The sequence below is a fragment of the Sphingomonas jeddahensis genome, from assembly GCF_001981525.1.
Lineage (GTDB): Bacteria > Pseudomonadota > Alphaproteobacteria > Sphingomonadales > Sphingomonadaceae > Sphingomonas > Sphingomonas jeddahensis.
Window position 1 is genome coordinate 224,773 of sequence record NZ_MPSB01000002.1, and the last position, 23,459, is coordinate 248,231.

Consider the following 23,459-nt stretch of genomic DNA (forward strand, 5'->3'; position numbering starts at 1 on the left):
GTTTACTGTGATTGGCTATGGTCCTCCCGGGCTGGCGGGAAGGATTTGGATCAGTGGCTCCCATTGCGGAGAATGTCGCCGCAGGGCGCTTGATCGACGGCTTGGTCGTCGATCAGGGCACGGCGAGCAGCGAGCATGCCCGAGCCTTGTGCGCCGGTGACGCCGCGACGCGTGACCTGTCCGACGCGATCCACGCCTTTTGCGCGCTGCATGGCACGAGCCCCAGCATCGTCGATAGCGCGTCCTACGCGCCGGGCGCCGATACGCTCGGGCCATGGTTGCGGCAGGCGGCGGCAGGGCTCGACCAGGAGCGGCAATCGTTGGCGAGCCTGACCGCAGCGATCGGCCCAATGCCCTCCACGCCGCGGCATGCAGAGGCTGAGGCCGCAATCACCGCCCAGCGCCACGCACTCGCCACGCTGGCGACCTCGGCGCGTAGCGGGTGCGCGATCGGCGCCGCGCTCGCGCTGCTGCTCGACTGGCATGCGATTCGCAACGTGCTCGCGGCGGCGGCTTACCGATCCGGCGTGGTCCTGTTGCCCAGCGACATCCCCGCGCCCGCCGCGATCACCGCGGCGGCGCGGATGATCGCCGCGCAGCCAAGCCCCGCCCGAGCGCTGGCCTTCGGTGCCGAGCAATTGATCCTGCAACATCGCGGGCTGTGGCAGTTACTCCACGCCCGCGCCCAGGCGCGCGATGCACTTTAGGGTCTGTACTTAATCGCAACAAGGATCGTGATCGCCCGTGGAAGGCCGCCGACTAGGGGCGCGGCGCAGACGCGTAGCTGAAGCTACGCGCAAGCAAGCGACGACGCTCGGCGGCCCTCCACGGGCAACCGCTATGCGACGGGCCGCTTTTGACGCCATGCGGCGTCGCGCGTCGGTCACGATGCACGGACATCGCTCCCTCCTTGCTCCTAGCCTGGCGCCAAAATCGGCTCCCTCACGACCTTGTTGCGATTAAGTACAGACCCTGGGCCAAGCGGCTTGCGCGCGCCCGAAAATTCCCGCATCGCCATACCCAATAGTCGAACGAGACGGGATGAGGGCATGAAGCGGTTCGAGGGCACCCAGAGCTATGTCGCTACCGATGATTTGAAGGTCGCGGTCAACGCCGCCGTCATGCTGCGCCGACCGTTGCTGGTGAAGGGCGAACCGGGCACCGGCAAGACTGTCCTCGCTTATGAAATCGCCAAGGCGACCGGCGCGCCGCTGATCGAATGGAACGTCAAGTCCACGACCAAAGCGCAGCAGGGCCTGTACGAATATGACGCGGTCGCTCGCCTGCGTGACGGCCAGCTCGGCGACGAGCGCGTTCACGACATCGCTAACTACATCCGCAAGGGCAAATTGTGGGAAGCGTTCACCGCGCCGCAGCTGCCCGTGCTGCTGATCGACGAGATCGACAAGGCTGACATCGAATTCCCGAACGACCTTCTCCAGGAACTCGATCGCATGGAATTCCATGTTTACGAGACAAAGGAGACGGTGCGCGCGGTGGAACGCCCGATCGTGGTCATCACGTCGAATAATGAAAAGGAACTGCCCGACGCGTTCCTGCGGCGCTGCTTCTTCCATTATATCAAGTTCCCCGATCGCGAGACGATGCAGGCGATCGTCGACGTCCACTTCCCCGGTATCCAGAAGATGCTGGTGTCGAAGGCAATGGACATCTTCTACGACGTGCGCGACGTGCCGGGCCTGAAGAAGAAACCGTCAACCAGCGAATTGCTCGACTGGCTCAAGCTGTTGCTGCACGAGGACATGCCGCTCGACGTGCTGCAGAACCGCGATCCGACCAAGGCGATTCCGCCGCTGCACGGCGCGCTTTTGAAGAACGAGCAGGACGTGATGTTGTTTGAACGGCTGGCGTTCATGGCGAAGCGGCAGGCGAACAAGGGGTAAGCGCTCCCCGGATGGGGCGTGCCGACGTGGTGAGCGGCACGCGCCGTGGCTTGGCCGCGCGACACGATCGCGGTTCCGAGAAGAACGGCGATCGGCAATTGCGCCCGCGAGCTCGCTGACGTAACCTCGCTTCTGTTCTTGGAGTTTTCGAAATGATCCAGCGTCACCGCTGAAGCGGCAGACATAAGCCAGCGGAGTAATCCGCAGACTGGACTCTGGTTTCGAGAACATCATGCAAAGATTGAATAACAAGACGTGCGTCGTCACCGGCGCTGCGCGTGGCATTGGGCGCGCCATTGCAGCGCGCTTCCATGACGAAGGGGCTGTCGTCATCGTCACTGACATTGACGAAGAGACGGGCGCGGCGACCGCTGCCGAAATTGGATGCCGGTTCGAACCGCTCGACGTGCGGCAGGAAGCCGATTGGTCGCGGCTGGCCAGCGTCGTTCCGGTCGCCGATGTGGTCGTGAACAACGCCGGTGTGACCGGGTTCGAATCGGGCGCGACAATCCACGACCCGGAACACGCCAGCCTTGCGGATTGGCGCGAGGTCCACCGGGTCAACCTCGACGGAACATTCCTCGGCTGCCGCTACGCAATCGGCGCAATGAAGAGCGCGGGGGCAGGCTCCATCATCAACATATCGTCCCGCTCGGGGTTGGTCGGTATTCCCGGGGCTGCGGCCTATGCGTCGTCCAAGGCAGCGATCCGCAACCACAGCAAAACGGTCGCACTTTACTGCGCGCAACAGGGTTGGGCGATACGGTGCAACTCAATTCACCCCGCCGCGATCCTTACGCCGATGTGGGAGCCGATGCTGGGCACCGGCTCCGATCGCGAGGCGAAGATGCAGGCGCTCGTAGCCGACACCCCGCTACGACGGTTCGGGCTGCCTGCTGAGGTCGCAGCGATCGCCCTTACCCTCGCCTCGGACGAGGCGACCTATGTCACGGGGACGGAAGTGAATATCGACGGCGGGTTGCTCGCCGGCTCAGCCGCTTCGCCCGGTTAACCGCACCAGCGCGCCGGGTGTATCGCAACGACCACCATTTGAGCGGGCGAAAGCGATCACCCGGCGATCCTTTATCTCGACCTTGCTCCAGCACCCACCGTGTAGCCCGCAGTGCCTTCGACGGTGGTCCTGTGGACCCGGAAACGAGTTCGGGGTGGCGGTTCCTTTGAGGGCCGAGGCTTTTGATTGGAGCTAAGCAACATGACGTGCGAATGCTCATGGGTGCCGGGTGCGGCCCATTCGACCGAGCAACGCCGAAAGCCGTAGCTGAATCTAGTCTATAGGCACTGGGCACGCGCGCGGCTAAGCCGGCCTGTGTCCCTGCTGTTCCCGCTCGTCGCCGCTGTCGCCCCCCTCACCTCGCCGGCCGCGCAAGCGGTGGGAACGTCGATGCTGGCGGCGGATACGGAGCAGCGCTGGGTCGCATTCGATCTCACCCCCGGCAACCAAATGCGTTTCGAGCTGACGATCGACGGGCGGCCGGCGACGGCGATCCTCGATACGGGGGTGAGCTATTCCGTGCTGTCGCGGCGGTTCGCCGATGCAGCCGCGCTGAAGGTTGCTGCGGGGGGCAAGGCAACGGCGATCGGCGGGGTGGTGCCGATCGGCTGGGCAGCGACGCGGACGGTGGCGTTCGGCGGGCTGAGCCGGCGGGGCGGCGGGCTGACGGTGGCAACCTTGCCGGCGCTGGCGACGGGCAGTGCCGAGCCGGTCGATCTGTTGGTGGGCCGCGATCTCACCGGCGGTTTCGCGCTCGATATCGATTATGCCGCCCGCCGCTTCAGGCTGTTGCCGAGCGGGCGGATGCCGTTTCGCGGCGCAACTGCACCGCTGGCCATCTCGCGAGACCGTCTGGTCTATGTCAGCGAAGTGACGCTTGGCGCGACGCGATTGCGGCCGATGGTGGTGGATACGGGCGATGGATCGGCCGTGACGGTGACCGCCGGCGGCTGGCAAGCGGCGGGGATCAAGGGCGTACGGACGACCACGACCATCTCCTTTGGGCTGGCGGGCACGGTGACGAGCACGATCGGGATCGTGCCGGCGCTGGGACTGGGCGAGCTGACGGCGCGCAATGTCGAGGTGCGGGTGGAGCCGGTGCGCGGCTTTTCCGAATCGATCGACGCGGCAGGGCGGATCGGATCCGGGTTCTTGCAAAATTATCGCGTGCTGCTCGACCCCATGGCGCGGCGCATGATCCTGGCGCCGCGGCCGGCCGCGGACGAGCCGCCGCTGCGCTCCACCAGCGGGCTGCTGGTGGGGATCGATCGTGATCGATTGCGGGTGCTTCATGTAATGCGCGGTGGGCCGGCGGAGGCAGCGGGGTGGAAGGCCGGCGAGACGATCTGCGCGGTCGAAGGCCAGCCGATCCCACGCGATTACGCCACCAGCCCGCTGGCGACCTGGTCAGCGGGAGCGCCTGGGCGGGTGGTGGCGCTGAAGCTGTGCGACGGCGCGGAACGGCGTCTGACACTGAAGAACTTCTACTGACCGGCCGCAATAGGCGCTGCGATGGTCGGAATGGCGCGTCCTCAACACAGACCGAGAAGATGTAGGCCCGCGGGTGCTTCGGAGGGACTTATTGGCGGAAGGCGCGGTTGAATTGATCGATCAGCGGCTTGACGAGATAGGAGAGGAGCGAGCGTCGGCCCGTCTGCATATAGGCCTCGACCGGCATGCCGACCTTTAGCTTGAGCGCGCCGAGCTTCTTCACTTCAGTTTCGGGCACGCGCAGGCGGACGTCGAAAAAGGTCGCGCCGGACCGTTCGTCGTCCTTGCGATCAGCACCGATGTAGAAGACCGTGCCGTTCAGCTCCGGCGTAGTCTGCGCGCTGAAAGCGGAGAAGCGGATCGTCGCGGGCTGTCCGTCGTGAAGCTGGTCAATGTCGGCGGGGCTGACCGCGACATCGACGATCAGCGGTTCGGAATCGGGCACGATCTCCATGATCGTCTGCGCTGGCGGCACGACACCGCCGACCGTTTGAAAGGCGAGATTGTCGATCACACCATCATAAGGCGCCCGGAGCAGCGAGCGTTCGGATGCGTCGTTGGCGGCGATCGAGCGGACGCGCTGGTCGCCGAGTTGCGCGACCACGCTGGCAAGCTCCTGGCCGGCCTGGACGCGGGCGTTGCGGTCCGCCTCGACAGCGGATTGGCGAAGCTCCGCGATCCGGGCACGCTTCTCCGCAATCCGGGCGCGCAGCGAGGCGATGCTGCCGTTGAGTTCGGCGGCGGTACGTTCGAGCTGGTTGACGCGCGCGACGGTGACGAGCTGACGCGCATAAAGGCCGCGGAGCGCCTCCAGCTCGGGGGTGAGGAAGGTGCGCTGGTTCTCCGCTCCGGCAAGTTGCGCGGCTGTGGCCGCGACATCCTGCTGCGCCTGGACGATGCGTTCGCGGATCGCCTCCTGCTCGGTGGCGCGCAGCGAGCGGCGGGTGGCGAACTGCCGATCGGCCTCGGCGATGGCGAGGCGAGCGGAATCGCTGGTGGCGGCGAACAAGGCGGGCGGGTAGCGAACGGCGCCCTGCCCGTCGCGCTCGGCGGTGAGGCGCGCCTGGGCGGCGAGCAATTGTTCGAGCGACTGGCCGAGCGTGGCGGCGCTGTCCCCGCTCACCCGATTGTCGAAGCGCATGATCGGCTGGCCCTTGCGGACTCGGTCGCCCTCGCGAACGAAAAGCTGCGCGATCACTCCGCCAGTGGGATGGGCCACTCGCTTGACGCTGGATTCGACGGAAAGCTTGCCGGTGCCGATCACCGCGCCGGTCACCCGGATCACCGATGCCATCAGCGCGATGGCGACGACCAGTGAGGCGACCAGCAGGATGGCGTGGCGCAGGCTCCGGTCGAGCGCGCGTTGCGGATCGTCCAGCGCGTAGGCGGGATCGGCGAGGCGCAGCGTCATGTCGTTGATCATGGATTCTTGCTCCCGCGCGGATCGGCGCAGACCGAAACGGCGGCAAGCCGCTCGGCATCGCGGCGCTGACGCTCGACCAGACGAGCGCGGACCTCCTCCTTGGTGCCGAAATCGGCCATGCCGCCCTTGCGCAGGACGAGGACGAGACTGGCGCTGTCGATGATCGCCGCCGAATCGCCGACCACGATCGTGACGGCGCCGCGGGCGCTGGCGCCGGCGAGACAGCGGCGCAGCGCGGCATTGCCGTCATTATCCTGAAACGCGCTGGGATGGTCGAGCAGCAGCAGGAACGGATCGCCGTACAGCGCGCGTGCCAAAGCGATGCGGTGCTGCACTGACAGCGCCAGCGGCGGGGCGTCGGCGGCGCCGATCTGCGTATCATAGCCGGCCGGCAGGCGGACGATCGCCTCGTGCGCCCCCGCCGCCAGTGCAGCCCGCGTGATCCCCGCAGGATCGGCCTCGCCGTCAAAGCGAGCGATGTTCTGCGCCACGCTGCCGGGAAGCAGGTCGGGCGTCTGTGGCAGATAGCCGATGTGTGCCGCGCGGGCGTCTTCATCCCATTGGTCCAGCGCGGCGCCGTCGAGCCGGACGGCGCCGGCAGCGGCGGACAGCTGCCCGGCGAGAAGCTTCAGCAACGTGGACTTGCCGACGTCCGCAGGCCCGATCACCGCGAGGACATCCCCCGCCTCCGCCGCGAAGCTGACGTCCTGAAGCATCAGCCGGCGCGTGCCATGGACCGGAACGGCGACGCCGCTGACCTCGACCCGGCGCACGGGCGGGGGAAGGGCGACTTGCGGCCGCGGCGCCGCCACGCTGGCCAGCGCCCCGCGGAACGCCCGCCAGGAAGGGCCAGCGGCCGCCAGTGAGTCGAGGTGACCGGCGATGCGCACCAGCGGGGCGAGGACGAACAGGGTGAGCAGCAGCGCCGCGACCAGCGCCCCGGTGCTGGCCGCGTCATTGGCCATCAGCCAGGTTGCCGAACCAAGCGTGATTGTCATCGTCAATGCGGCCACGAGCCAGATGCGGCCGAGCAGATCGGCCGATTGCCGGGCGGCCATCATGTGGGTGACCGCCACCTCCTGCTCCCGGCCCTCGATCGCGGCGCGCGCGTGACTGGTCAGGCCGAGCAGCCCGAGCAGATCGCGCCGGTGCACCCCCGCCATTGCCTCAGCGTCGCGCGCGTGTTGCGCCGCCTGGGCACGTTCTCGGAAGCGATACGCAGGCTGCCGGGCAGCGATCAGCAGCAACGCGGCAACGAACGCCCCGACCAGCGGGATCGCTGCCGCCAGACCCACGACGAGCGCGAGCACGATCAGCAGCAGCGGCAGCGCAGACGCATCGATCAGCGCCGCGACGCCGCCCCCGAGGAGCGCGGCCCGTATCAGATCCGCATCAGCATCAGACACGCTGCCGCGAGCCGCTGGCATAAGCCGATCGCACAGCACGGCGAGGTGGCCAAAGATCCGGCGGCGGCGGCCGAGCAGCACGGCGTGAAGCTGCACCAGCGCGGCCGCCATGATGACCAGGCCGGCCATTGTTTCTCCACTGCGCCCAGGCCGGGCCACATCAAGCAGTAGCATGGCGTACAAGGCATAGCAGACCGGCAGCAGCCAAAGCGCCGGCGCGAGAACGGCCAACCCAATCGCAGCCGACCGAACCGCCGCATCCAGCCGCCCAATGGGCGTGTCCGCCCCACGCGAACGGACCAGATCGATCGAGCGCCCCATCCCTCACCCTCGACGCTGCCACCAAGGCTGGCGTTCTTCGTGCCATGCATTGAAACGGCGAAGAGGGACGCCGCGCGAACGCGACGCCCCTTTCGTCATACGGTGTATGTCGATCAGGCTTCGAGCGCCGCGACGAACGCCGCATAGCCGTTGCTGATCCGGATCGTCTGAACGCTGTCGTTGCCCGTGTCGAAGCTGATCACCAGCAGATCGAGGTCTGCGTTGCCGCCATAGGTGATGCGGCCTTCCGAAGCCTCGAGCGCTGCAGCCAAACCGGCAAAGCTGGTGATCGTCGCGGCATTGCCGTTCGAATAGGCATCGAGACCCGGCGCGTCCGTGCTGAACAAGCCGTTATACTCACCGAACACCAGCTTGTCGCCCTGAGCGAAGTTCAAGTCGTAGATGGCGTCGATATCGGAAGCACCATCGACCTGATTTCCAAAGAAACGGAACTGATCTGCACCTGCGCCGCCATAGAGTTTGTCATTTCCGGCGCCGCCGATAAGGATGTCGTTTCCCTTCCCTCCGCGAAGCACATCATCCCCGCCGTTTCCGGCCATCATTGAACCGGTAGGGGTTGCCGTGAGATCATCATTGTTGTCGTTCGTTCCTGCAACATAATCAACCATCATACCCTCCTAGCACTAGGCATATGGGCATTTCGTTTGCCCCCGAGACACCGGAGCAGCCCGTTGCCTCGCATCGAATAATGAAAACAATTCACATTTGGCGATAGCCGGAGTCATGGCTATAATGGACGCATAGTTGCGCAGATTTCATAACTCACCCCAATGCCGACAACCTAAGTAAGACTTTCAAGAGCGGCCCTCGTCTAGTGCAGCACCGGGAAGAATTGTCCGTTGTGGACCATATGACAGCGCCCGACCTTCTTTCAGAAGCAGAACGTTGTCGATCGCCACCAACACGGACGGACGGTGAGCGACGACGATCACGATCGCACCGCGCGCGGTGGCGGCGCGAACCGCATGGACCAACGCCGACTCACCCACCGGATCGAGATTGGAATTGGGTTCGTCTAGCAGGATCAGAAACGGATCGCGGTACAGGGCGCGGGCAAGTGCAATCCGCTGCCGCTGGCCCGCCGACAACCGCCGCCCGTCAATCCCGACATCGGTGTTATAGCCGTCGGGCAATTGCTGGATCATCTCGTCGACGCCAGCCTGCCGCGCCGCGGCGATGATGGACGCAGCCTCGGCATCGGGTTCGAAGCGCGCGATGTTCTGCGCGACCGTGCCGGGCAGCAGCTCCACATTCTGCGGCAGGTAGCCGATGTCACGGCCGAGCTGATCACGTGGCCATTGAGTCATCGTCGCGCCATCGAGGCGCACCTCCCCCGCCACGGCCGGCAGGCTACCGGCAAGACCGCGCATTAGAGTCGACTTGCCGGCGCCGCTCGGCCCGAGGATCGCGATCGCCTCCCCGGCAAGCGCAACGAACGAAATGCCGCGTACCGTCGGCTCGCGCGTCCCCGGCGGCGCGAGCGTCAGCGCCTCGGCGGAGAGGCTGGCGCGAGGCGGCGGCAGCGGTTGCAGCGGCCGCGGTTCGCCACCGAAGCGCATCACGTCGCCAAGCCGCGCCCAGCTCTGCCGCGCAGCAACGAAGCCGCGCCAATTGGCGATCGCCAGTTCGATCGGCGCCAGGGCGCGCGCCGACAGGATCGAGCTGGCGAAGATCACCCCGCCGCTCGCCTTGCCGCTGAGCACCAGCAGCGCGCCGACCGTCAGCACCCCCGATTGCAGAAACATGCGGAACACACGCCCCACCGTGACGAGCATCCCGGAGCGCGCCGCCAGCCGCACCTGCGCCACGCGATGCGCGCCATTGGCGGTGCGCCACATCGCCCCGAGCTGTTCGTGCATGCCCATGGCGTAGAGGGTTTCGGCGTGGCGGCGGTTGGCCTCCATCACCTGCTGACGATCCCGATTGAGCCTGATGAGCTGCGCGCTGCCCGCGGTGGTGGCCCATTCGGTGAGCAAGGTCAGTGCGATCAGCACCAGCGCGCCGGCCAGCACCGTGGCGCCGAGCCACGGGTGGAGCAGGAACAGGATGGCAACGAAGAACAGCACCCATGGCAAATCCATCAGCGCTGTCGGCCCGGCCCCGGCAAGGAACTGGCGCACCTGATCGACATCGCGGATCGGCTGGCTAGAATCCTGAGCCGGGTACAGACGCGCGAGCGTCAGCGCCAGATCGTGCGCCTGGCGTTCGAGCTGCGCATCGACATTGCTGGACAGATGCACGAGCAACTGACCGCGCACACCATCCAGCAGCCCCTGAAAGACATAAGCGGCGGTGACCATGGCGAGCAGCCCGATCAGGGTGGGGACGCTTCGGCCCGGTATGACAAAATCATAGACCAGCATCATGTAGATCGAGCCGGACAGGAAAAGCACGTTCAGGAACGCGCTCGACAGGCCAATGCCAATCAACGCCCGCCGAAGTACCGGCATGATCGGGGCAAGCGCATGATCGCTGGCCAGCCTGGCAGTGTTCCTCATGCCTGATCGAATGGTCCCGCCAGCCCCGTCATGCGGCGTGCGCATGACTTGATACGCCGATGTCTATGCGAGCATTGGCTTCTATTCCATCCGTTCGCCCGCAGCTGGGCAGCAGTCTCTGCCGAAACGGATAAAGTCGATCGTGCCATTCCGGATGCTTCTGCATCGCATGATCGGCCCGAACACAGCTATGTCCGTCGTCAATTACTCACGCCCATTGAGGCGAAAATCTTTCAGTTACGCTGCGGGGGAGTAGTGTTCCTGTGCATGGATTGCGCGCGTCCTTTGCGAATGTGTCGGGCATGGCAGCACCGCTGCCGCGCGATACACCCGGCAGTGAAAAAAAGCTGAAGCTGGCGTTGTGCGCGTCGGGCGGCGGGCATGTCCGCCAGATCCTCGACCTGGAGAGCGTATGGAGGGACCATGACTTCTTCTTCGTAACCGAGGATCTTGCTCTTGGGCGGTCGATCGCGGCGAAGTACCGCACCTTGTTCGTTGCTCACTACGCACTCGGCCAGGCACGGCTGGGCGCGCCGTTTCGCATGCTTGCCGCGGCGCTGCGCAACCTGTTCCAGTCGCTGGGAATCGTGCTGCGCGAGCGGCCCGATGCGGTGATTACCACTGGCGCGGGATCGATGTTCTTCGTGCTGCTGTGCGCGCGATTGCTGGGCGCGAAGATCATCCTGATCGACAGCTTCGCCCGCTTCACGGCACCATCCGCCTTTGCGCGCATTGCCGGGCCGATGGCGCATGTGCGCGTGTCGCAAAGCCATGCGTCGGCGGCGCAATGGCAAGCCACGGAAACCTTCGACCCGCTCTGTGTGCTTGAAGGCGCCCGGCCGGCCAAGGAGCCGCTATTGTTCGCCACCGTGGGCGCGACGCTGCCGTTCGATCGTCTGATTCGCATGGTGGAGCAGGCAAAACGGGACGGGCTGCTCCCGGAGCGGGTGATCGTGCAGGTGGGTGACGGCCGCTACCTTCCCGCCGGGGTGGAGGAAGTGCGCGATGCCATTCCGTTCGAGGAAGTGAAGGACATTCTGCGACGCGCCGATATTGTAGTCTGCCATGGCGGCACCGGATCACTGATCACCGCGCTGCAACAGGGCTGCCGCGTCATCGCCGTGCCGCGGCTGTTCGCGCTCGGCGAACATTATGACGATCACCAGCTGGAGATCACTGCCGCCTTTGCCCAGCGCGGGCTGCTGGCGGTGGTTGACGAGACACAGGACTTTGCGACTGCTTTGGCAACGGTGCGCGCGCAGACGCCGGTGATGGCAACCACTGACCTGACGGCGCTGAGCAGCTATCTGGCCGATCTGCTGAAAGCAGAGCCTGCGGGGCGGGCCGTGCAGGCGCGGCGGCGCTCAGCGGCGTGACGACCGATCCGTCAGCGCATCGATCGCCGCGCCCGTCGCCCGCCACACGCCCCGTGCGGTGCCGACCGCGTCCGCGCCCAGGCCGCGGATTTGGCCACGTGCCAATCGTGTGAGGCTGAATGCAACAACGGTGAGCGGCAGGACGCAGGCCGCGCCGACGATTACGCCGGGCACGGTCACCACCGCATGCAGCGGCATGCCGGACGCGGGGGTGGGCGCATCATTGTTGCTATTTAGCCGGTCCCGGGCATCCTGCTGCATCAGGTGAACCGCATTAGCTGCCGGCATAGGATGCGCAATCGCCATCCGCAGCGTAACCGAATTGACTGAATCTGCGGGACCTTCGTTGAACCGTGCCTGGGCGCTCATTTCTCGACCTTTGATCAGCGGCCGGGGCTAGGTTCGCGTGCTTGCCAATGTGTAAACAAAGGCGCGGCGTAGCGGGCGATCGATCCGGAACGGATCATTTCGCAGGCGCCGCGCCGGAAGCCGCGTTCGGCTCGCAACGCGTGCGATATTGTTTTGCGCCAGGGCGCTAGCTTTTTCATCCGCCAGACCAGCGGCTGTGCGGGAACATATCCGAGGCCGAGCTGCATCGCGCGATCGTGCTCCTTTCCGTGGATCAGCGCGTTGGGTCATGGCGAAGTCGCTGCCCGCTGTGCGCCGCCGCTCATCAGGCAGGTGCGGCTCGATCACCACGCGCGAGGTAGCGGACGTGACTCCAAACAGCAGAGCAAGTGCCGCCACGCCCCACGTGCGCTGATGCGATAACCGCGCAGCAGGCCAGCGGCGCAGAGGATCGGCGATCCAGTGCATACGCCCGCCACCCGCGCGGCCTAGCGCCCGAGCGGCCCGATCATACCATTGCCGCGTTGTCGGTGACGACCCGATCCTGGGCCGACGCCGGCGGACACACACCGGATGTCAGCGCCGCACATCGGCAAACGTACGGGTAGGGAGGATCGACAAGCCGGCATCGATCGGCACCTAATTGCGGCTGAGCCTGAATCGAGCCGCGACTTGCCGACAAGCCGCGACCAAACCTGCGCAGGGCCGGTCCGATCAAGCCAAGTAAAGCGGGAACTGCAGAAATGCAGTGTGCGTCGGGCTTGTCCTTGCAAGTGAAGACATGCTCTGGCGCGCGGCAAAGAACGGTTTCGCTTCCGCGCGGTGCGCCGCGCTGGCCCCACTTACGCGACCGAAGAAAGCCTATCGAGCGCGCGCGAGCCAATCAAAACGGGGTAAGATCCGGCGTCGCATCGGCGTCACGTTGCTGGGCCTCACGCTTGGAACGACGGGCGTTCTGCACGAAGCAGCCAGTGGCACCGCCTGCGCCCACCGTGGTGCACGATCCGGTGCCGACATTACCCACCGTCTCGTTGCTCTTCTCTCGCACGGCCCAGCTTTCATTCTCGGGCGTGATCTCGAGCGTGCGGACTTCCTGCGGAATGCGGAACTGCTCCTGCGCGCTGCGGCGCTGGCAGACGACGATCTCCTCGCCGTTCTTGTTGGTGGGGCAGCGTTCGTTACCATAAAGAACGAGCACCCCGTTGACCGGCGCCCCGCGCGCGGTTTCGGTCGATACCGTCTGGCGGCTCACCCGCGGCGCGCCCGGCAGCGCAACCGGCTTTGACGGCGGCGGCACGATCACCACCTTGGGCGGGGTGACAGGGGCATTTTCCGTCTGCGCGGCGAGCGGGCTGGCGATCAACAAGGCCGCAAGAGTTGTTCCGATCAGTCGCATTCCCACAGTCGCTCCGTCAGATTCGCTTCGCCGTCGCGATCGCGACACGGCAGCCAAGCCGGATCGCCGCCGACAGCAGCGGATAGGCCCAGGCATCCTCCGCGCCATTGGCCAGCGCCGTATCGCGATGCTCCAGTTCCTCGGCCTGGAACTCCGCAATGGCTTCGCTCAGTTCGGGATCCTCGTCGCCGAGCGCCACCAATTGCTCGGCGTAATGTTTGTCGATTTCGGTCTCGACTGCAGCGGTGCAGGCCATCGCCGCCTCCGGCCCGATCACTGCCGTGGCGGCGCCCAGCGCGAAGCCGGCAACGTCCCAGAAGGGCTGAAGCACCGTTGGCCGAACGCCACGCTTTACAATCAGCCGGTCGAAGAACTGGCGATGCCGCTCCTCCTGTATCGCCATGCCGGCGATCTTGCGCGCGGCGGGCGAGCGCGGGCCCATGATCGCAAGCTGCCCGGCATAGATACGGGTTGCGCCGAACTCGCCCGCCTGATCGACGCGGATCATCGATTTGATATCGTGCCGACGGTCGCCCGGTTTCCAGCTCATCTCGCCCTTCCGATCAGCCATGCGATCACCGCTGCGCCGCCCAGCGACAGGATCGCGTTATATCCGGCAAGGGAAACGCCGAACAACGTCCATTGTGCCGCATCACACCGGATCACCGGGGCGGCGAGCAAGCGGCGAAGCATCTCGTCAGTCGACACCCCGTCGCCCGTCATCATGGTCGAACAAGCCGTTACGCCTTGCCACCAATGATATTCGACGCCGGCGTGAAAGGCACCGATCAGCCCGGAAAGAGCGATCAGCACGGCCGCCGCAATCACCATCGTCTTCTTGCTGGAGCGGCCTGGCACGATGAAGGCGAAGGCTGCTGCGGCCACCGCGGCATAATGCGGCCAGCGCTGCCAGTGGCACATCTCGCATGGCACCAGGCCGCCGATCAGTTGCGACCCCCAGGCACCCGCCAGCAGCAGCAGCGGCAGAAGCAGCGCGATCCACCGCGCCCGTGATTGCGCCCAGCTCACTTGGCAGCAACGTCCTTCTTCATCGACGCAGTTACCGCCGCGACTTGAGTCGGCCCGCCCACCCGGGCGATCGTCTTCAGCGCGTACCAGAGCTGAAAATCCTCGATGCCCTGCTTCTTCAGCTCCTCGGGCTTGGCCGAGAAGCGCGGATCATCCTTTGTATCCTCTTCAAGGATCTTGTCGTCAGCCTTGACCTCGTTGATCAGGTGGCGACGCAGGTCGGCCTCCCGGAACACCGGACGCGACTTGTAATCGGGATCGCTGATCTGCGGCACGGCGATGTCGGGCTCGATCCCACCCTCCTGTACCGAGCGCCCCGCCGGCGTGTAATAACGCGCGGTGGTCAGCCGCAGCGCCGTCGTGGGGCCGAGTTGCAGTAGCGTCTGGACCGATCCCTTGCCGAACGTCCGCTCGCCCATCACCAGACCGCGATGATGATCCTGGATCGCACCGGCCACGATCTCCGACGCGGAGGCGGTGCCGCTATCTGTCAGCACCACGATCGGCAAGCCATGCGCCAGGTCGCCCGGCTTGGCGTAGTAACGTTCGACATCACCCTTGCCTCGCCCGCGCTGCGAGACGATTTCGCCCCCTTCGAGGAAGATGTCCGACACTTCGATCGCCTGGGTCAGCAACCCGCCGCCGTTGGAGCGCAGATCGACCACATAGCCGAGCGGGCGGTGGCCAAGCGCCTTTTCGATCGCGACCATCGCGGCGCGCGTGTCCGCGCCAGTCGTTTCGGAGAAGGTGTTGATGTTGAGATAGCCGACATCGCCCTTCACTTCCCATTTCACGGGACGCTGCACGATCAGTTCGCGCGCCAATGAAAGCTCGATCGGCTTGTCGCGGCCGGGACGGACAATGGTGATGTTGAGCTTGCTGCCCGGCTTGCCACGCATCTGGCTGACCGCCTCGTCCAGCGTGCCGCCGTAGATCAGCTTGCCATCGATATGGGTGATGTAATCGCCGGATTTGATGCCGGCGCGCCAGGCGGGCGAATCCTCCTGCGGCGCGATCACCTTCACCGCGCCGTCCTCCAGCGAGACGGTGAGGCCGATGCCGCCGTAATTGCCTTCGGTGGCGATGCGGAGGTTCTCGAAGTCGGACGCATCGACATAGCTCGAATGCGGATCCAGCCCGGAGAGCATGCCATCGATCGCGCCCTTGATCAGCTGCTCGTCAGTGACCTTGTCAACATAGTCCGCCTTGACGCGATTATACACGTCCATGAAGCGCTCCATTTCCTTATAGGCACTGGCATCCACCGCCGCCATCGCCCCCGTGGTCAGCGGCGCGAGCGCAAGCGTGGCGACCAGGGCAGTGGCGGAAAGCAGCGGGAACTTCATGGAATACGTCCTAGGGCGAACCGGATCGACCGGGTGTAGCGGCTTTCGCGCCGCCGATCAAAGCGGGAGCGAGGTGAACAGGGGCTGAGCGGGCACATACTTCCGATCGGGCGGAGCCCGTCGAGGCCCGGCTCTTCATCAACGCCCATGCCCACGGGAGACGGGGCCGCACTTCGACAAGCTCGGGCTAACGTAGGCGGGATCAGGCGCGATCAAACCATCACCCGATCAGCGCCGTGACATCCATTGGCTGACCGCGGCGGCGCAGTTCCACCGTGATCTTGGACTCCTCCCCGGCCGGGGCACGCCCGATCGGCTGACCGGCCGTGACGCTTGCGCCGCGTGTGACTGCGGTTCTGCCGAGCCCCGTCACCAGGCTGTTCCAGCCGCTGCCGTGATCGATGATGACGATCGTGCCGAAGCCGCGGAACGGGCGGGCGAAGAGCACCTTACCCGCCCCTGGCGCGACGATCGGCGCATTCGCAGCAACCGCGAAGGTGAGGCCGCGGGCCCGGACGCCGTTACTCGAGACTTCGCCCAAGCCAGTGACCAGCTGGCCGCGAACCGGCAGGCGATACACCGCCGCAGCGCCGCCCGCCCTTGCGGCCGATCGGGGCGGACCGGGCAGCGCCGCAAGTTCGTCCAGCGTCGCGGCGGTTTCGCCGATCGCCGCCATGCGATCGATGGTGTCGCGCGCCTCCTCTCCCATGGCCATCGCGCGATCCGATTGGATCAGCGCATCGCGGTCGAGCCGCACCGCCGCCGCCGCATGTCGCGCGCGCAGGGCGGCCAGCGATTGCCGCTCGCTCAGCAAGGTCTGGCGCTCATTACCAAGGCTTCGCGCAGCAAGCTCCGCGCTGGCCTGCAGCGCGCGCGTCTGCGCGAGATCGCCGCGCAGTTCGGCAGTTTCGCGGCGGATCAGGGGCAAGGCGCTGCCCAGCACGGCGCGAACATGGACGAGATCGGTGACCGAGCCAGGCTGGACGATCGCCGCGGCTGCCGGTCGCCGCGCGAGCGAGGCCAAAGCGGCGATGAGGCGAGCGATCGGGGCTTGCCGTTCGCCCAGTTCCGCGCGCTGTCGCGCGAGCAGCCCCGCGACAATCGCGACGCGAGCTTGCGCGGCAGCGACGTTCGCCTCCGCGCGATCAACGCGCGCGGCAATCGCTGCTTCCTGCGCGCGGGCTTTGGCGGCGGCGTTTCGCTCGTCACTGGCGCGGCGTTCCAGGTCCGCGGCGCGGGCGGTGGCCTGCACTGCCTGTTGCTTGGCAACCTGCAGCCGTTCCCGTTCGACCGTCAGTGGATCGGGCGCGGCAGTCGCGCTGGCGAGCAGCACCGCCGCGCCTGTCAACGCCAATGTCCCCGCCCGCCGCATCGGCGATCACCCTTCGCGGTGATACGGGTGATTGGCAAGGATGGAGGTGGCGCGGAAGAGTTGCTCCGCAAGCATCGCGCGGGCCATCATGTGCGGCCAGGTGGCGCGCCCGAAGGACAGGAGCAGGTCCGCGCCGTCCCGCTCGGCATCGCCGAAGCCGTCTGCGGCACCAATCATGAAGCGAGCCTCGCGCACGCCATCGTCGCGCCAGCGTTCGAGCTGGCGCGCGAACTCGATCGAGGACAGGACCCTTCCGGTTTCATCCAGCACGATCCGGCGCATCTGCGCGGCAGGATCGGGCAGTTTACCGCCACGATCGGGCAGTTCGGTGATGCGCGTGGGCCAGCTGATCCGCTTCATGTAACGATCAACCAGCTCGGACTCGGGCGAGCGCCCGATCCGCCCACGCGCAACGATGTGGAGGATCAGATCAGGCGTTCCCGGTCGTCGGTGCCGTGTTGGTCGGCGTTGGCGCTTCTCCGAACGACCACATGCGCTCCAGATTGTAGAAGGAGCGCACTTCCGGGCGGAACAGGTGGACGATCACATCGCCGGCGTCGATCAGCACCCAGTCCGCAGTGGGCAGGCCCTCAATGCGCGGGGAGCGGCCGGTTTCCGCCTTGATCTTCTCCGACAGCTTCGCCGCCATCGATGCGACCTGGCGGGTCGAGCGACCACTGGCGATCACCATATGGTCAGCAATCGAAGACTTTCCGGCGAGCGGGATCGAGATGGTGTCGGCGGCCTGATCGTCGTCCAGGCTGTCGAGAACGAGCTTATGCAATGCCGCAACGCTGTCTGCGTCGGCGGATCGATAGTCGTTGGCGGTGGCGGGCAAGGTTACTCCTGGGTGGAAGGTTTGGCTGTGGATATGGGAAGCGCATAGCGCGAATGCCAGACGGGATCGGCAGCGCGAAGCTGCGTCGCAGATGTCGGGTCAGGGCGGAAACGTAGCAGCACCAGGGCTGGCACACTCCATCCGGTCCAGTTCCTCGCCTGGCGTGCGGGCCTCTGGAAGCGCCGTAGCCAACCCATCGCGGGTGCCGCGCGGGCTTGAGCATCATAGCCCGGACGCGCAACAACTGCAATCGGCACCGTGCGTGCGATGCGGCGCCATTCGCGCCAGCGGTGAAACTGACCCAGGTTGTCGGCGCCCATCACCCAGATGAAGCGGTGACGCGGGTAGCGGCGGACGAGGGCTGCGAGGGTATCCACGGTGTAGCGGGTGCCGAGGCGCGATTCGATGTCGGTCGGGCGGATGCGCGCGGCGCGGGCAACGCGGCGGGCGGAGGCGAGTCGCGCGGGCAGCGGGGCCATGCCGGCGGCGGGCTTGAGCGGATTGCCCGGGGAGACGAGCCACCAGATCTCGTCGAGATCGAGCGCCTTGAGGGCAGCGAGGCTGATGCGGCGGTGGCCGGTGTGGGCGGGGTTGAAGGAGCCGCCGAGCAGGCCGATGCGGTGGGTGCGGCGGTTCATGGGTGGGTGGTCCCGACCACGTCACCCGGGCCTTGAGCCGGGATCCAACCATCCGCAGGCGCTGTCGTCTGCCCCTCTGGCGTTACCGCTCGCGGCACCATGGATCCCGAATCAAGTCCGGGATGACGAGGTGGGTTGAGCGATGCTCCGACCTTCACCAGCCGATCACAGGCTGAAGGGATCAGAAACTCTGCTCCGCGTACACCTTCGACAGGTCGCCGGCCCAAGCGCCATTGTAGCGATCGAGCAACTGCTCCGCCGGCGTCTTGCCCAGCCGCACGATCTCGCGCAGCGGGTCAAGGAAGCCGGTTTCATTGTCGCCCGAGCTGTTGAGCCGCGCACGCGAGGCAAGGCCGGCGTTGGCGATGTCGAGCACCTCGCCGGCGATGTCGCGCAGCGTGCCGCGGCCGGGGACCGGCGCGTCGAGGCCTAGCTTCGGGGCGGCGTCGCGCAACGCCTGCCGTTCCTCGATCGTCCAATGCTTAACCAAATTCCACGCCGCGTCGAGCGCGCCCTGGTCGTAGAGCAGGCCGACCCAAAACGCGGGAAGCGCGCAGATCTTGTTCCACGGGCCGCCATCGGCGCCGCGCATTTCGAGGAAGGTCTTGAGGCGCACTTCGGGGAAGGCGGTGGAAAGGTGGTCGTTCCAGTCGTCGAGCGTCGGGCGTTCGCCCGGCAGGACGGAGAGTTCGCCCTTGAGGAAGTCGCGGAACGACAGGCCGGCGGCGTCGATGTAGCGACCTTCGCGATAGACGAAGTACATCGGCACATCGAGCATATAGTCGGCGTAGCGCTCGTAGCCGAAGCCGTCCTCGAACACGAACGGCAGCATGCCGGTGCGCGCGGGATCGGTGTCCGACCAGATGTGGCTGCGATAGCTGAGATAGCCGTTGGGCTTGCCTTCGGTGAAGGGCGAGTTGGCGAACAAGGCGGTCGCCAGCGGCTGGAGCGCGAGGCCGACACGAAACTTTTGCGCCATGTCCGCCTCGGTCGCGTAATCGAGGTTCACCTGGATCGTGCAGGTGCGCAGCATCATATCCAGGCCCATGGTGCCGACGCGCGGCATGTGGCGGAGCATGATGCCGTAGCGTCCCTTGGGCATGATCGGCAGCTCGTCGCGCGCCTTGTCGGGCCACATGCCGAGACCGAGGAAGCCGATGCCGAGCTTCTCGCCCGCCGCCTTGACCTGGTCGAGGTGGCGGCCGGTTTCGGCGCAGGTCTGGTGAAGGTTGTCGAGCGGGGCGCCGGAAAGTTCAAACTGCCCGGCGGGTTCGAGGCTGACCGAGCCGTCGGCGCCGGTCAGCGCGATGAGATTGCCGCCCTCCTCAACCGGCTGCCAGCCGTGCTGCTGCAGCTCGGTCAAGAGCGCGCGGATGCCGGCCGGCTCGTCCCAGCTGGGCGCGTGGTGATCGGCGCGATTGTAGACGAACTTCTCGTGCTCGGTGCCGATGCGCCAGCGGTCCTTCGGCTTCTCGCCACGCGCGAAGCTGGCGATCAGCTGGTCGCGCGACTCGATCACGGGCGAGTTGCTATCCGAAACTGTCTTGGTCGTCATGGCGCGCCCTTAATCGCGGATGAAGCCGCGTGCTAGAGCAGGTTTCTACCGCCCCTCCATCCGGGCCTTCATCGCGGCGCGCTGCACCTTGGCGGAGACATCGTCAGGGGCGGCATAAAGCGCCTGAAGGAAGGTCCGGTCCTCCTTGCTGAGTCCCGGGGTGGTGCCGTCGCCGAACAGCGAAAGGATCGAACCGGAGGGCGCCCGCGCATCCATTTTGGGCCGGGCGAGCACGACCATCGCCAGGTAATCGCCAATCTGTCCGAGTGACAGCCCGGACAATCGGTTCGCGTCCACGATCACCAACATGCCGCTCAATATCGCTCGCGTGCTCTTCTGCAGCCGGGAACCTGCGAGCCGACCGGCGGCCGGCTCGTCTGCCGCACCCGGAACGGATGGACTGCCGTCATACGGGAGTTCCGAGACCTGGCTGATCCAGCGCACCGGCTGGGTCGTCTCGGCAAAGGAAGCTAGGCGCGCCCTGCCCTCGCGGGCCAGCGTTCGAGGGTAGCGGGCACGCAGTTGCTTTGCGATCGCATCCGGATTCGACGTGACGAGGATCAAGGCGTTCGGGCGGCATCCTCCTTTGCCGATCGTGAGCCTCACCTGCCGAGCGACGTCCTCAATTCGGCTGTTCAGCACCACGGCATGTTTCGCCGGCAGCCCAGCCACACCGCTGCACAACGGCATCTCCCAGCGCGGCACCTGATCGCTGCGGGCCGGATCGGTAAGGTCTTGCACGAACTGATCCACGATGGTGCGCTCTCGAGCGGTGACAACGATCTCGCTCTCGGCGGCGGGGTCTGCCGTCTGACCCATTGCCGGCGCCGCAAGAAGCGACGCAATTGCCCCTATGAGGCGAGGCCAGCGCATCATCGATCTCCGTTCCAATCCCCTGCCACTGCCATCCAGATCGCCACCGCGGTGGCCGCGGCCGTATCGGCGCGCAGGATACGGGGGCCGAGGCCGATGCCGATGGCTTGCGGCAGCGCGCGGATCGCCTCGCGCTCGCCTTCGTCGAAGCCGCCTTCGGGGCCGATCAGAATAGCGGCCGGGTCGGGCTTCATCGCCTCGCGCGCGGGCACGCCGCCGAGCTCGTCGGCAAAATAGAGCGCACGCTCGGCCGGCCAATCGCGTAGGAGCGCGGATAGCTTCACGGGTTCCGCAACCTGCGGCAAGGCCGTGCGACCGCATTGTTCGGCGGCCTCTATCATGTGCGCGCGCAGGCGTTCCACATTGGGCTTGTCGACCACGGTGCGGTGGGTGACGACGGGGACGTAGCGCGCGACGCCGAGCTCGCAGGCCTTTTCCGCCATCCAGTCGATCCGCCCCTTCTTGAGGGGGGCGGCGACCAGCCACAGGTCGGGGACTGACTCGCGCGCCGAGAGCTGCTCCGTCACGTCGAGCGTCAGGTCGCGCTTGCCAGCCGCAGCGACGATCGCCAGCCATTCGCCCGTCACATCATCGAACAGCCGCACCGGGTGGCCCGCCTTTACCCGCATGACGCCGGCGAGATAATGCGCCTGCGGGCCATCAAGGCGCAGCGGGCCGGGGGCGAGCGGCTGGTCGACGAACAGGCGCGGGGTGGAGCGCGGCGGCCAGGCGGGAGTGGCGATCATTGTCCGGCGCCTCTACGCCGCCCGCGCGCGATCATCCAGCGCGCGGCAAGGAACAGCACCAAACCGGCAAACGCGATCAACAGCACCACGCCGGTCACCACGCCGGCAACGCGGAGGATGGCGTAGAACAACGCCTCCACGAAGCGCCCGATGGCGACCGACAGATGGATCATCGCGGGCCAATCACTTGGTTACGCGCTTCCACGTCTGCGACTTGCAGCCGAAGTTGGCGAACAGGCAGCCGGTGCCGATGATCGTGTTGCGATCGACCTGCTCGATCGTGCCATCAAAGGTCTGGTCGATGTCGGGGACATAGACCTGGCCATACCACAAGCCATCGTCCTCGCGGCGGAAATCGTGAAACAATTGGGTGCCGACCAGCCGATCGGTGCCGCCGCGCGCGGCGTCTGCCCTGGCCTTGGCGCTGGCCTGGACCACGGTGCCGCACAGGCCGGGGCCGCAGCGCGCGACCTTGATACGGACACTATCGGCAGCGTTGTGCCAGATGCCCTCCCAACCGCCGGCGCGCTGCGCTGTGGCAGGGGTGGCGAGGAGGAGGAGGAGGGTTAGGACGGCAAGTTTAGATCGCATAATGTTACTCGCTACAGCCGCTTTGCCATTAGGGCTGAGCTTGCCGAAGCCCTGCCCTGTCTTCGCGAGGGAAGGCAGCCCTTCGACAAGCTCAGGGGCGAACGGGAGGGAACATTCCCCGCACTAACGCCATCCCGCGGAATCGGGAACGCGAACACCGACTGCCACACACCTGTGGCGAAAGCGCGGCAGCGGGATTAGGCGTGCGTGCGTGACCAGCATTCCTGACATCACCCCCGACAGCGAGCATCGCGGCCTCGTCGCAGCCCTGCCCGCCACGATCCGCCCGTTCGCCTTGCTCGCGCGCTTTGACCGGCCGATCGGCTGGTGGCTGTTGTTCTGGCCCGGGGCCTGGGCGATCGCGCTGGCCGGCGCGGCGGTGGAGCGGTGGGACCTGATCCTCTGGTTCCTGCTGGGCAGCATTGCGATGCGCGGCGCGGGTTGCGTGTACAACGACATCGTCGATCGTGACCTGGACGCCAGCGTGGCGCGGACGCGATCGCGGCCGATCGCGTCGGGTGCAGTGTCGGTGAAGGCGGCCTGGGTGTGGCTGTTGCTGCTGTGCCTGCTGGGTTTGCTGGTGCTTGTGCAACTGCGGCTCGACACGGCAACCCTCGCCATCGCCAGCCTTGCGTTAGTCGCGGCTTACCCGTTCATGAAGCGAATTACCTGGTGGCCGCAGGCGTGGCTGGGCCTGGTCTTTTCCTGGGCGGCCTTGGTCGGGTGGCTAGAGGCGTGGGGCTCGCTCGCCGCGCCCGGATTGCTGCTGTACGCAGGGTCGATCTTCTGGGTGATCGGCTATGACACTGTTTATGCATTGCAGGACCGTGAGGACGATGCGCTGATTGGGGTGCGATCGTCCGCGCTGCGCATGGGACGGCATGTGCGCAGCGGCACGGCGATCTGTTATGCGCTGGCGCTGGTGCTTTGGGGCGCGGCGCTGTGGCTGCGGCGGGGCGATATGCTCGCCCTGCTGGCACTGCTGCCGATGGCGCTGCATCTCGGGTGGCAGGTGGTGACGTTGCGGCCGGATGACGGCGCGGGTGCGCTGGCGCGATTCCGGGCGAACCGGTTTGCGGGGTTGCTGATGTTCCTGGCGTGCCTGGTGGTGGGGACGACGCTTTAGGGCTGCCATAAACCGTCATTCCCGCGAAGGCGGAAATCCAGAGACGCTGCCGTACCGATGGACGCGCGAGGTTTGCGTGTATGGATCCCCGCCATCGCGGGGAAGACGTGGTGGCTTGTGACGCCGTACACCCTAGCAACCGGCAACCC

Annotated in this window: 24 protein-coding genes; 6 read left to right on the forward strand and 18 right to left on the reverse strand. The window is 66.3% G+C overall.

The window, feature by feature from the left end:
• Positions 1-53: 53 nt before the first annotated feature.
• The 4 genes from SPHI_RS03140 to SPHI_RS03155 all read left to right on the forward strand — a co-directional run bounded on the left by SPHI_RS03140 (position 54) and on the right by SPHI_RS03155 (position 4,407).
• On the forward strand, positions 54-707 hold the full coding sequence (locus SPHI_RS03140) for a DUF6975 family protein (protein WP_144036145.1): 654 nt from the start codon (positions 54-56) through the stop codon (positions 705-707).
• Between the two features lie 342 nt (positions 708-1,049).
• Positions 1,050-1,904, forward strand: a complete 855-nt coding sequence (locus tag SPHI_RS03145; RefSeq protein ID WP_076743429.1) for an AAA family ATPase — start codon at positions 1,050-1,052, stop codon at positions 1,902-1,904.
• Positions 1,905-2,136: 232 nt separating this feature from the next.
• Complete coding sequence (locus tag SPHI_RS03150; RefSeq protein WP_076743430.1) at positions 2,137-2,916, forward strand: SDR family oxidoreductase; 780 nt, start codon at positions 2,137-2,139, stop codon at positions 2,914-2,916.
• Positions 2,917-3,231: 315 nt separating this feature from the next.
• Positions 3,232-4,407, forward strand: coding sequence for an aspartyl protease family protein (locus tag SPHI_RS03155; RefSeq protein WP_076743431.1), 1,176 nt, complete (start codon positions 3,232-3,234; stop codon positions 4,405-4,407).
• Positions 4,408-4,495: 88 nt separating this feature from the next.
• On the opposite strand, the gene SPHI_RS03160 is transcribed toward SPHI_RS03155, so the two are convergent.
• From SPHI_RS03160 to SPHI_RS03175, 4 genes are all read right to left on the reverse strand, one after another.
• A complete protein-coding gene (locus tag SPHI_RS03160; RefSeq protein ID WP_076743432.1) occupies positions 4,496-5,830 on the reverse strand; it encodes an HlyD family type I secretion periplasmic adaptor subunit in 1,335 nt (444 codons plus the stop codon).
• Positions 5,827-7,365 carry an ATP-binding cassette domain-containing protein gene (locus SPHI_RS03165; RefSeq protein WP_158049607.1) on the reverse strand — a complete coding sequence of 513 codons (1,539 nt, stop codon included), beginning with the start codon at positions 7,363-7,365 and terminating at the stop codon, positions 5,827-5,829. Before SPHI_RS03165 ends, SPHI_RS03160 begins: the two co-directional genes overlap by 4 nt.
• Before the next feature lie 305 nt (positions 7,366-7,670).
• Positions 7,671-8,186 (reverse strand): calcium-binding protein, encoded by a 516-nt coding sequence (locus SPHI_RS15395; protein WP_269844737.1) that lies wholly within the window; start codon positions 8,184-8,186, stop codon positions 7,671-7,673.
• A 186-nt stretch (positions 8,187-8,372) separates the two neighbouring features.
• A complete protein-coding gene (locus SPHI_RS03175) occupies positions 8,373-10,076 on the reverse strand; it encodes a type I secretion system permease/ATPase (protein WP_076743435.1) in 1,704 nt (567 codons plus the stop codon).
• A 302-nt stretch (positions 10,077-10,378) separates the two neighbouring features.
• Here SPHI_RS03175 and welK point away from each other — a divergent pair, with 302 nt between their 5' ends.
• Positions 10,379-11,452 (forward strand): beta-1,4-glucuronosyltransferase WelK, encoded by a 1,074-nt coding sequence (welK, locus tag SPHI_RS03180; RefSeq protein WP_076743592.1) that lies wholly within the window; start codon positions 10,379-10,381, stop codon positions 11,450-11,452.
• Here welK and SPHI_RS03185 read toward each other — a convergent pair.
• From SPHI_RS03185 to SPHI_RS03245, 14 genes are all read right to left on the reverse strand, one after another.
• The gene (locus SPHI_RS03185; RefSeq protein ID WP_076743436.1) at positions 11,441-11,821 is read right to left on the reverse strand and encodes a hypothetical protein; all 381 of its coding nucleotides are present in this window, start codon (positions 11,819-11,821) and stop codon (positions 11,441-11,443) included. The two genes, welK and SPHI_RS03185, sit on opposite strands and share 12 nt — an antisense overlap.
• Positions 11,822-12,683: 862 nt before the next feature.
• The gene (locus tag SPHI_RS03190) at positions 12,684-13,196 is read right to left on the reverse strand and encodes a hypothetical protein (RefSeq protein WP_076743437.1); all 513 of its coding nucleotides are present in this window, start codon (positions 13,194-13,196) and stop codon (positions 12,684-12,686) included.
• A 16-nt stretch (positions 13,197-13,212) separates the two neighbouring features.
• A complete protein-coding gene (locus SPHI_RS03195) occupies positions 13,213-13,746 on the reverse strand; it encodes a demethoxyubiquinone hydroxylase family protein (protein ID WP_076743438.1) in 534 nt (177 codons plus the stop codon).
• On the reverse strand, positions 13,743-14,225 hold the full coding sequence (locus SPHI_RS03200) for a disulfide bond formation protein B (protein ID WP_076743439.1): 483 nt from the start codon (positions 14,223-14,225) through the stop codon (positions 13,743-13,745). The genes SPHI_RS03195 and SPHI_RS03200 overlap by 4 nt, the downstream gene beginning before the upstream one ends.
• Entirely contained in the window at positions 14,222-15,571 is a 1,350-nt protein-coding gene (locus SPHI_RS03205; RefSeq protein WP_076743440.1) for a S41 family peptidase, read from the reverse strand. The genes SPHI_RS03200 and SPHI_RS03205 overlap by 4 nt, the downstream gene beginning before the upstream one ends.
• A 220-nt stretch (positions 15,572-15,791) precedes the next feature.
• The gene (locus tag SPHI_RS03210; protein ID WP_076743441.1) at positions 15,792-16,943 is read right to left on the reverse strand and encodes a murein hydrolase activator EnvC family protein; all 1,152 of its coding nucleotides are present in this window, start codon (positions 16,941-16,943) and stop codon (positions 15,792-15,794) included.
• Positions 16,944-16,949: 6 nt separating this feature from the next.
• Complete coding sequence (locus tag SPHI_RS03215) at positions 16,950-17,372, reverse strand: 23S rRNA (pseudouridine(1915)-N(3))-methyltransferase RlmH (protein WP_076743442.1); 423 nt, start codon at positions 17,370-17,372, stop codon at positions 16,950-16,952.
• A gap of 1 nt (position 17,373) precedes the next feature.
• The gene (rsfS, locus tag SPHI_RS03220) at positions 17,374-17,781 is read right to left on the reverse strand and encodes a ribosome silencing factor (protein WP_076743443.1); all 408 of its coding nucleotides are present in this window, start codon (positions 17,779-17,781) and stop codon (positions 17,374-17,376) included.
• A gap of 2 nt (positions 17,782-17,783) precedes the next feature.
• Positions 17,784-18,419, reverse strand: a complete 636-nt coding sequence (locus tag SPHI_RS03225) for a nicotinate-nucleotide adenylyltransferase (protein WP_076743444.1) — start codon at positions 18,417-18,419, stop codon at positions 17,784-17,786.
• A gap of 181 nt (positions 18,420-18,600) precedes the next feature.
• Positions 18,601-19,974 (reverse strand): glutamate--cysteine ligase, encoded by a 1,374-nt coding sequence (locus SPHI_RS03230; protein ID WP_076743445.1) that lies wholly within the window; start codon positions 19,972-19,974, stop codon positions 18,601-18,603.
• A 45-nt stretch (positions 19,975-20,019) separates the two neighbouring features.
• Positions 20,020-20,793 carry a hypothetical protein gene (locus SPHI_RS03235; protein WP_158049609.1) on the reverse strand — a complete coding sequence of 258 codons (774 nt, stop codon included), beginning with the start codon at positions 20,791-20,793 and terminating at the stop codon, positions 20,020-20,022.
• A 53-nt stretch (positions 20,794-20,846) separates the two neighbouring features.
• A complete protein-coding gene (locus SPHI_RS03240) occupies positions 20,847-21,593 on the reverse strand; it encodes a 16S rRNA (uracil(1498)-N(3))-methyltransferase (protein WP_076743447.1) in 747 nt (248 codons plus the stop codon).
• Positions 21,590-21,766, reverse strand: a complete 177-nt coding sequence (locus SPHI_RS15080) for a hypothetical protein (protein WP_198927805.1) — start codon at positions 21,764-21,766, stop codon at positions 21,590-21,592. Before SPHI_RS15080 ends, SPHI_RS03240 begins: the two co-directional genes overlap by 4 nt.
• Before the next feature lie 10 nt (positions 21,767-21,776).
• Complete coding sequence (locus SPHI_RS03245) at positions 21,777-22,184, reverse strand: DUF2147 domain-containing protein (protein WP_076743448.1); 408 nt, start codon at positions 22,182-22,184, stop codon at positions 21,777-21,779.
• 211 nt (positions 22,185-22,395) lie between these two features.
• On the opposite strand from SPHI_RS03245, the gene ubiA reads away from it, so the two are divergent.
• Positions 22,396-23,310: a 4-hydroxybenzoate octaprenyltransferase gene (gene ubiA / locus SPHI_RS03250; protein ID WP_076743449.1), complete on the forward strand. Its 915-nt coding sequence runs from the start codon at positions 22,396-22,398 to the stop codon at positions 23,308-23,310.
• The last annotated feature ends 149 nt before the right edge of the window (positions 23,311-23,459 follow it).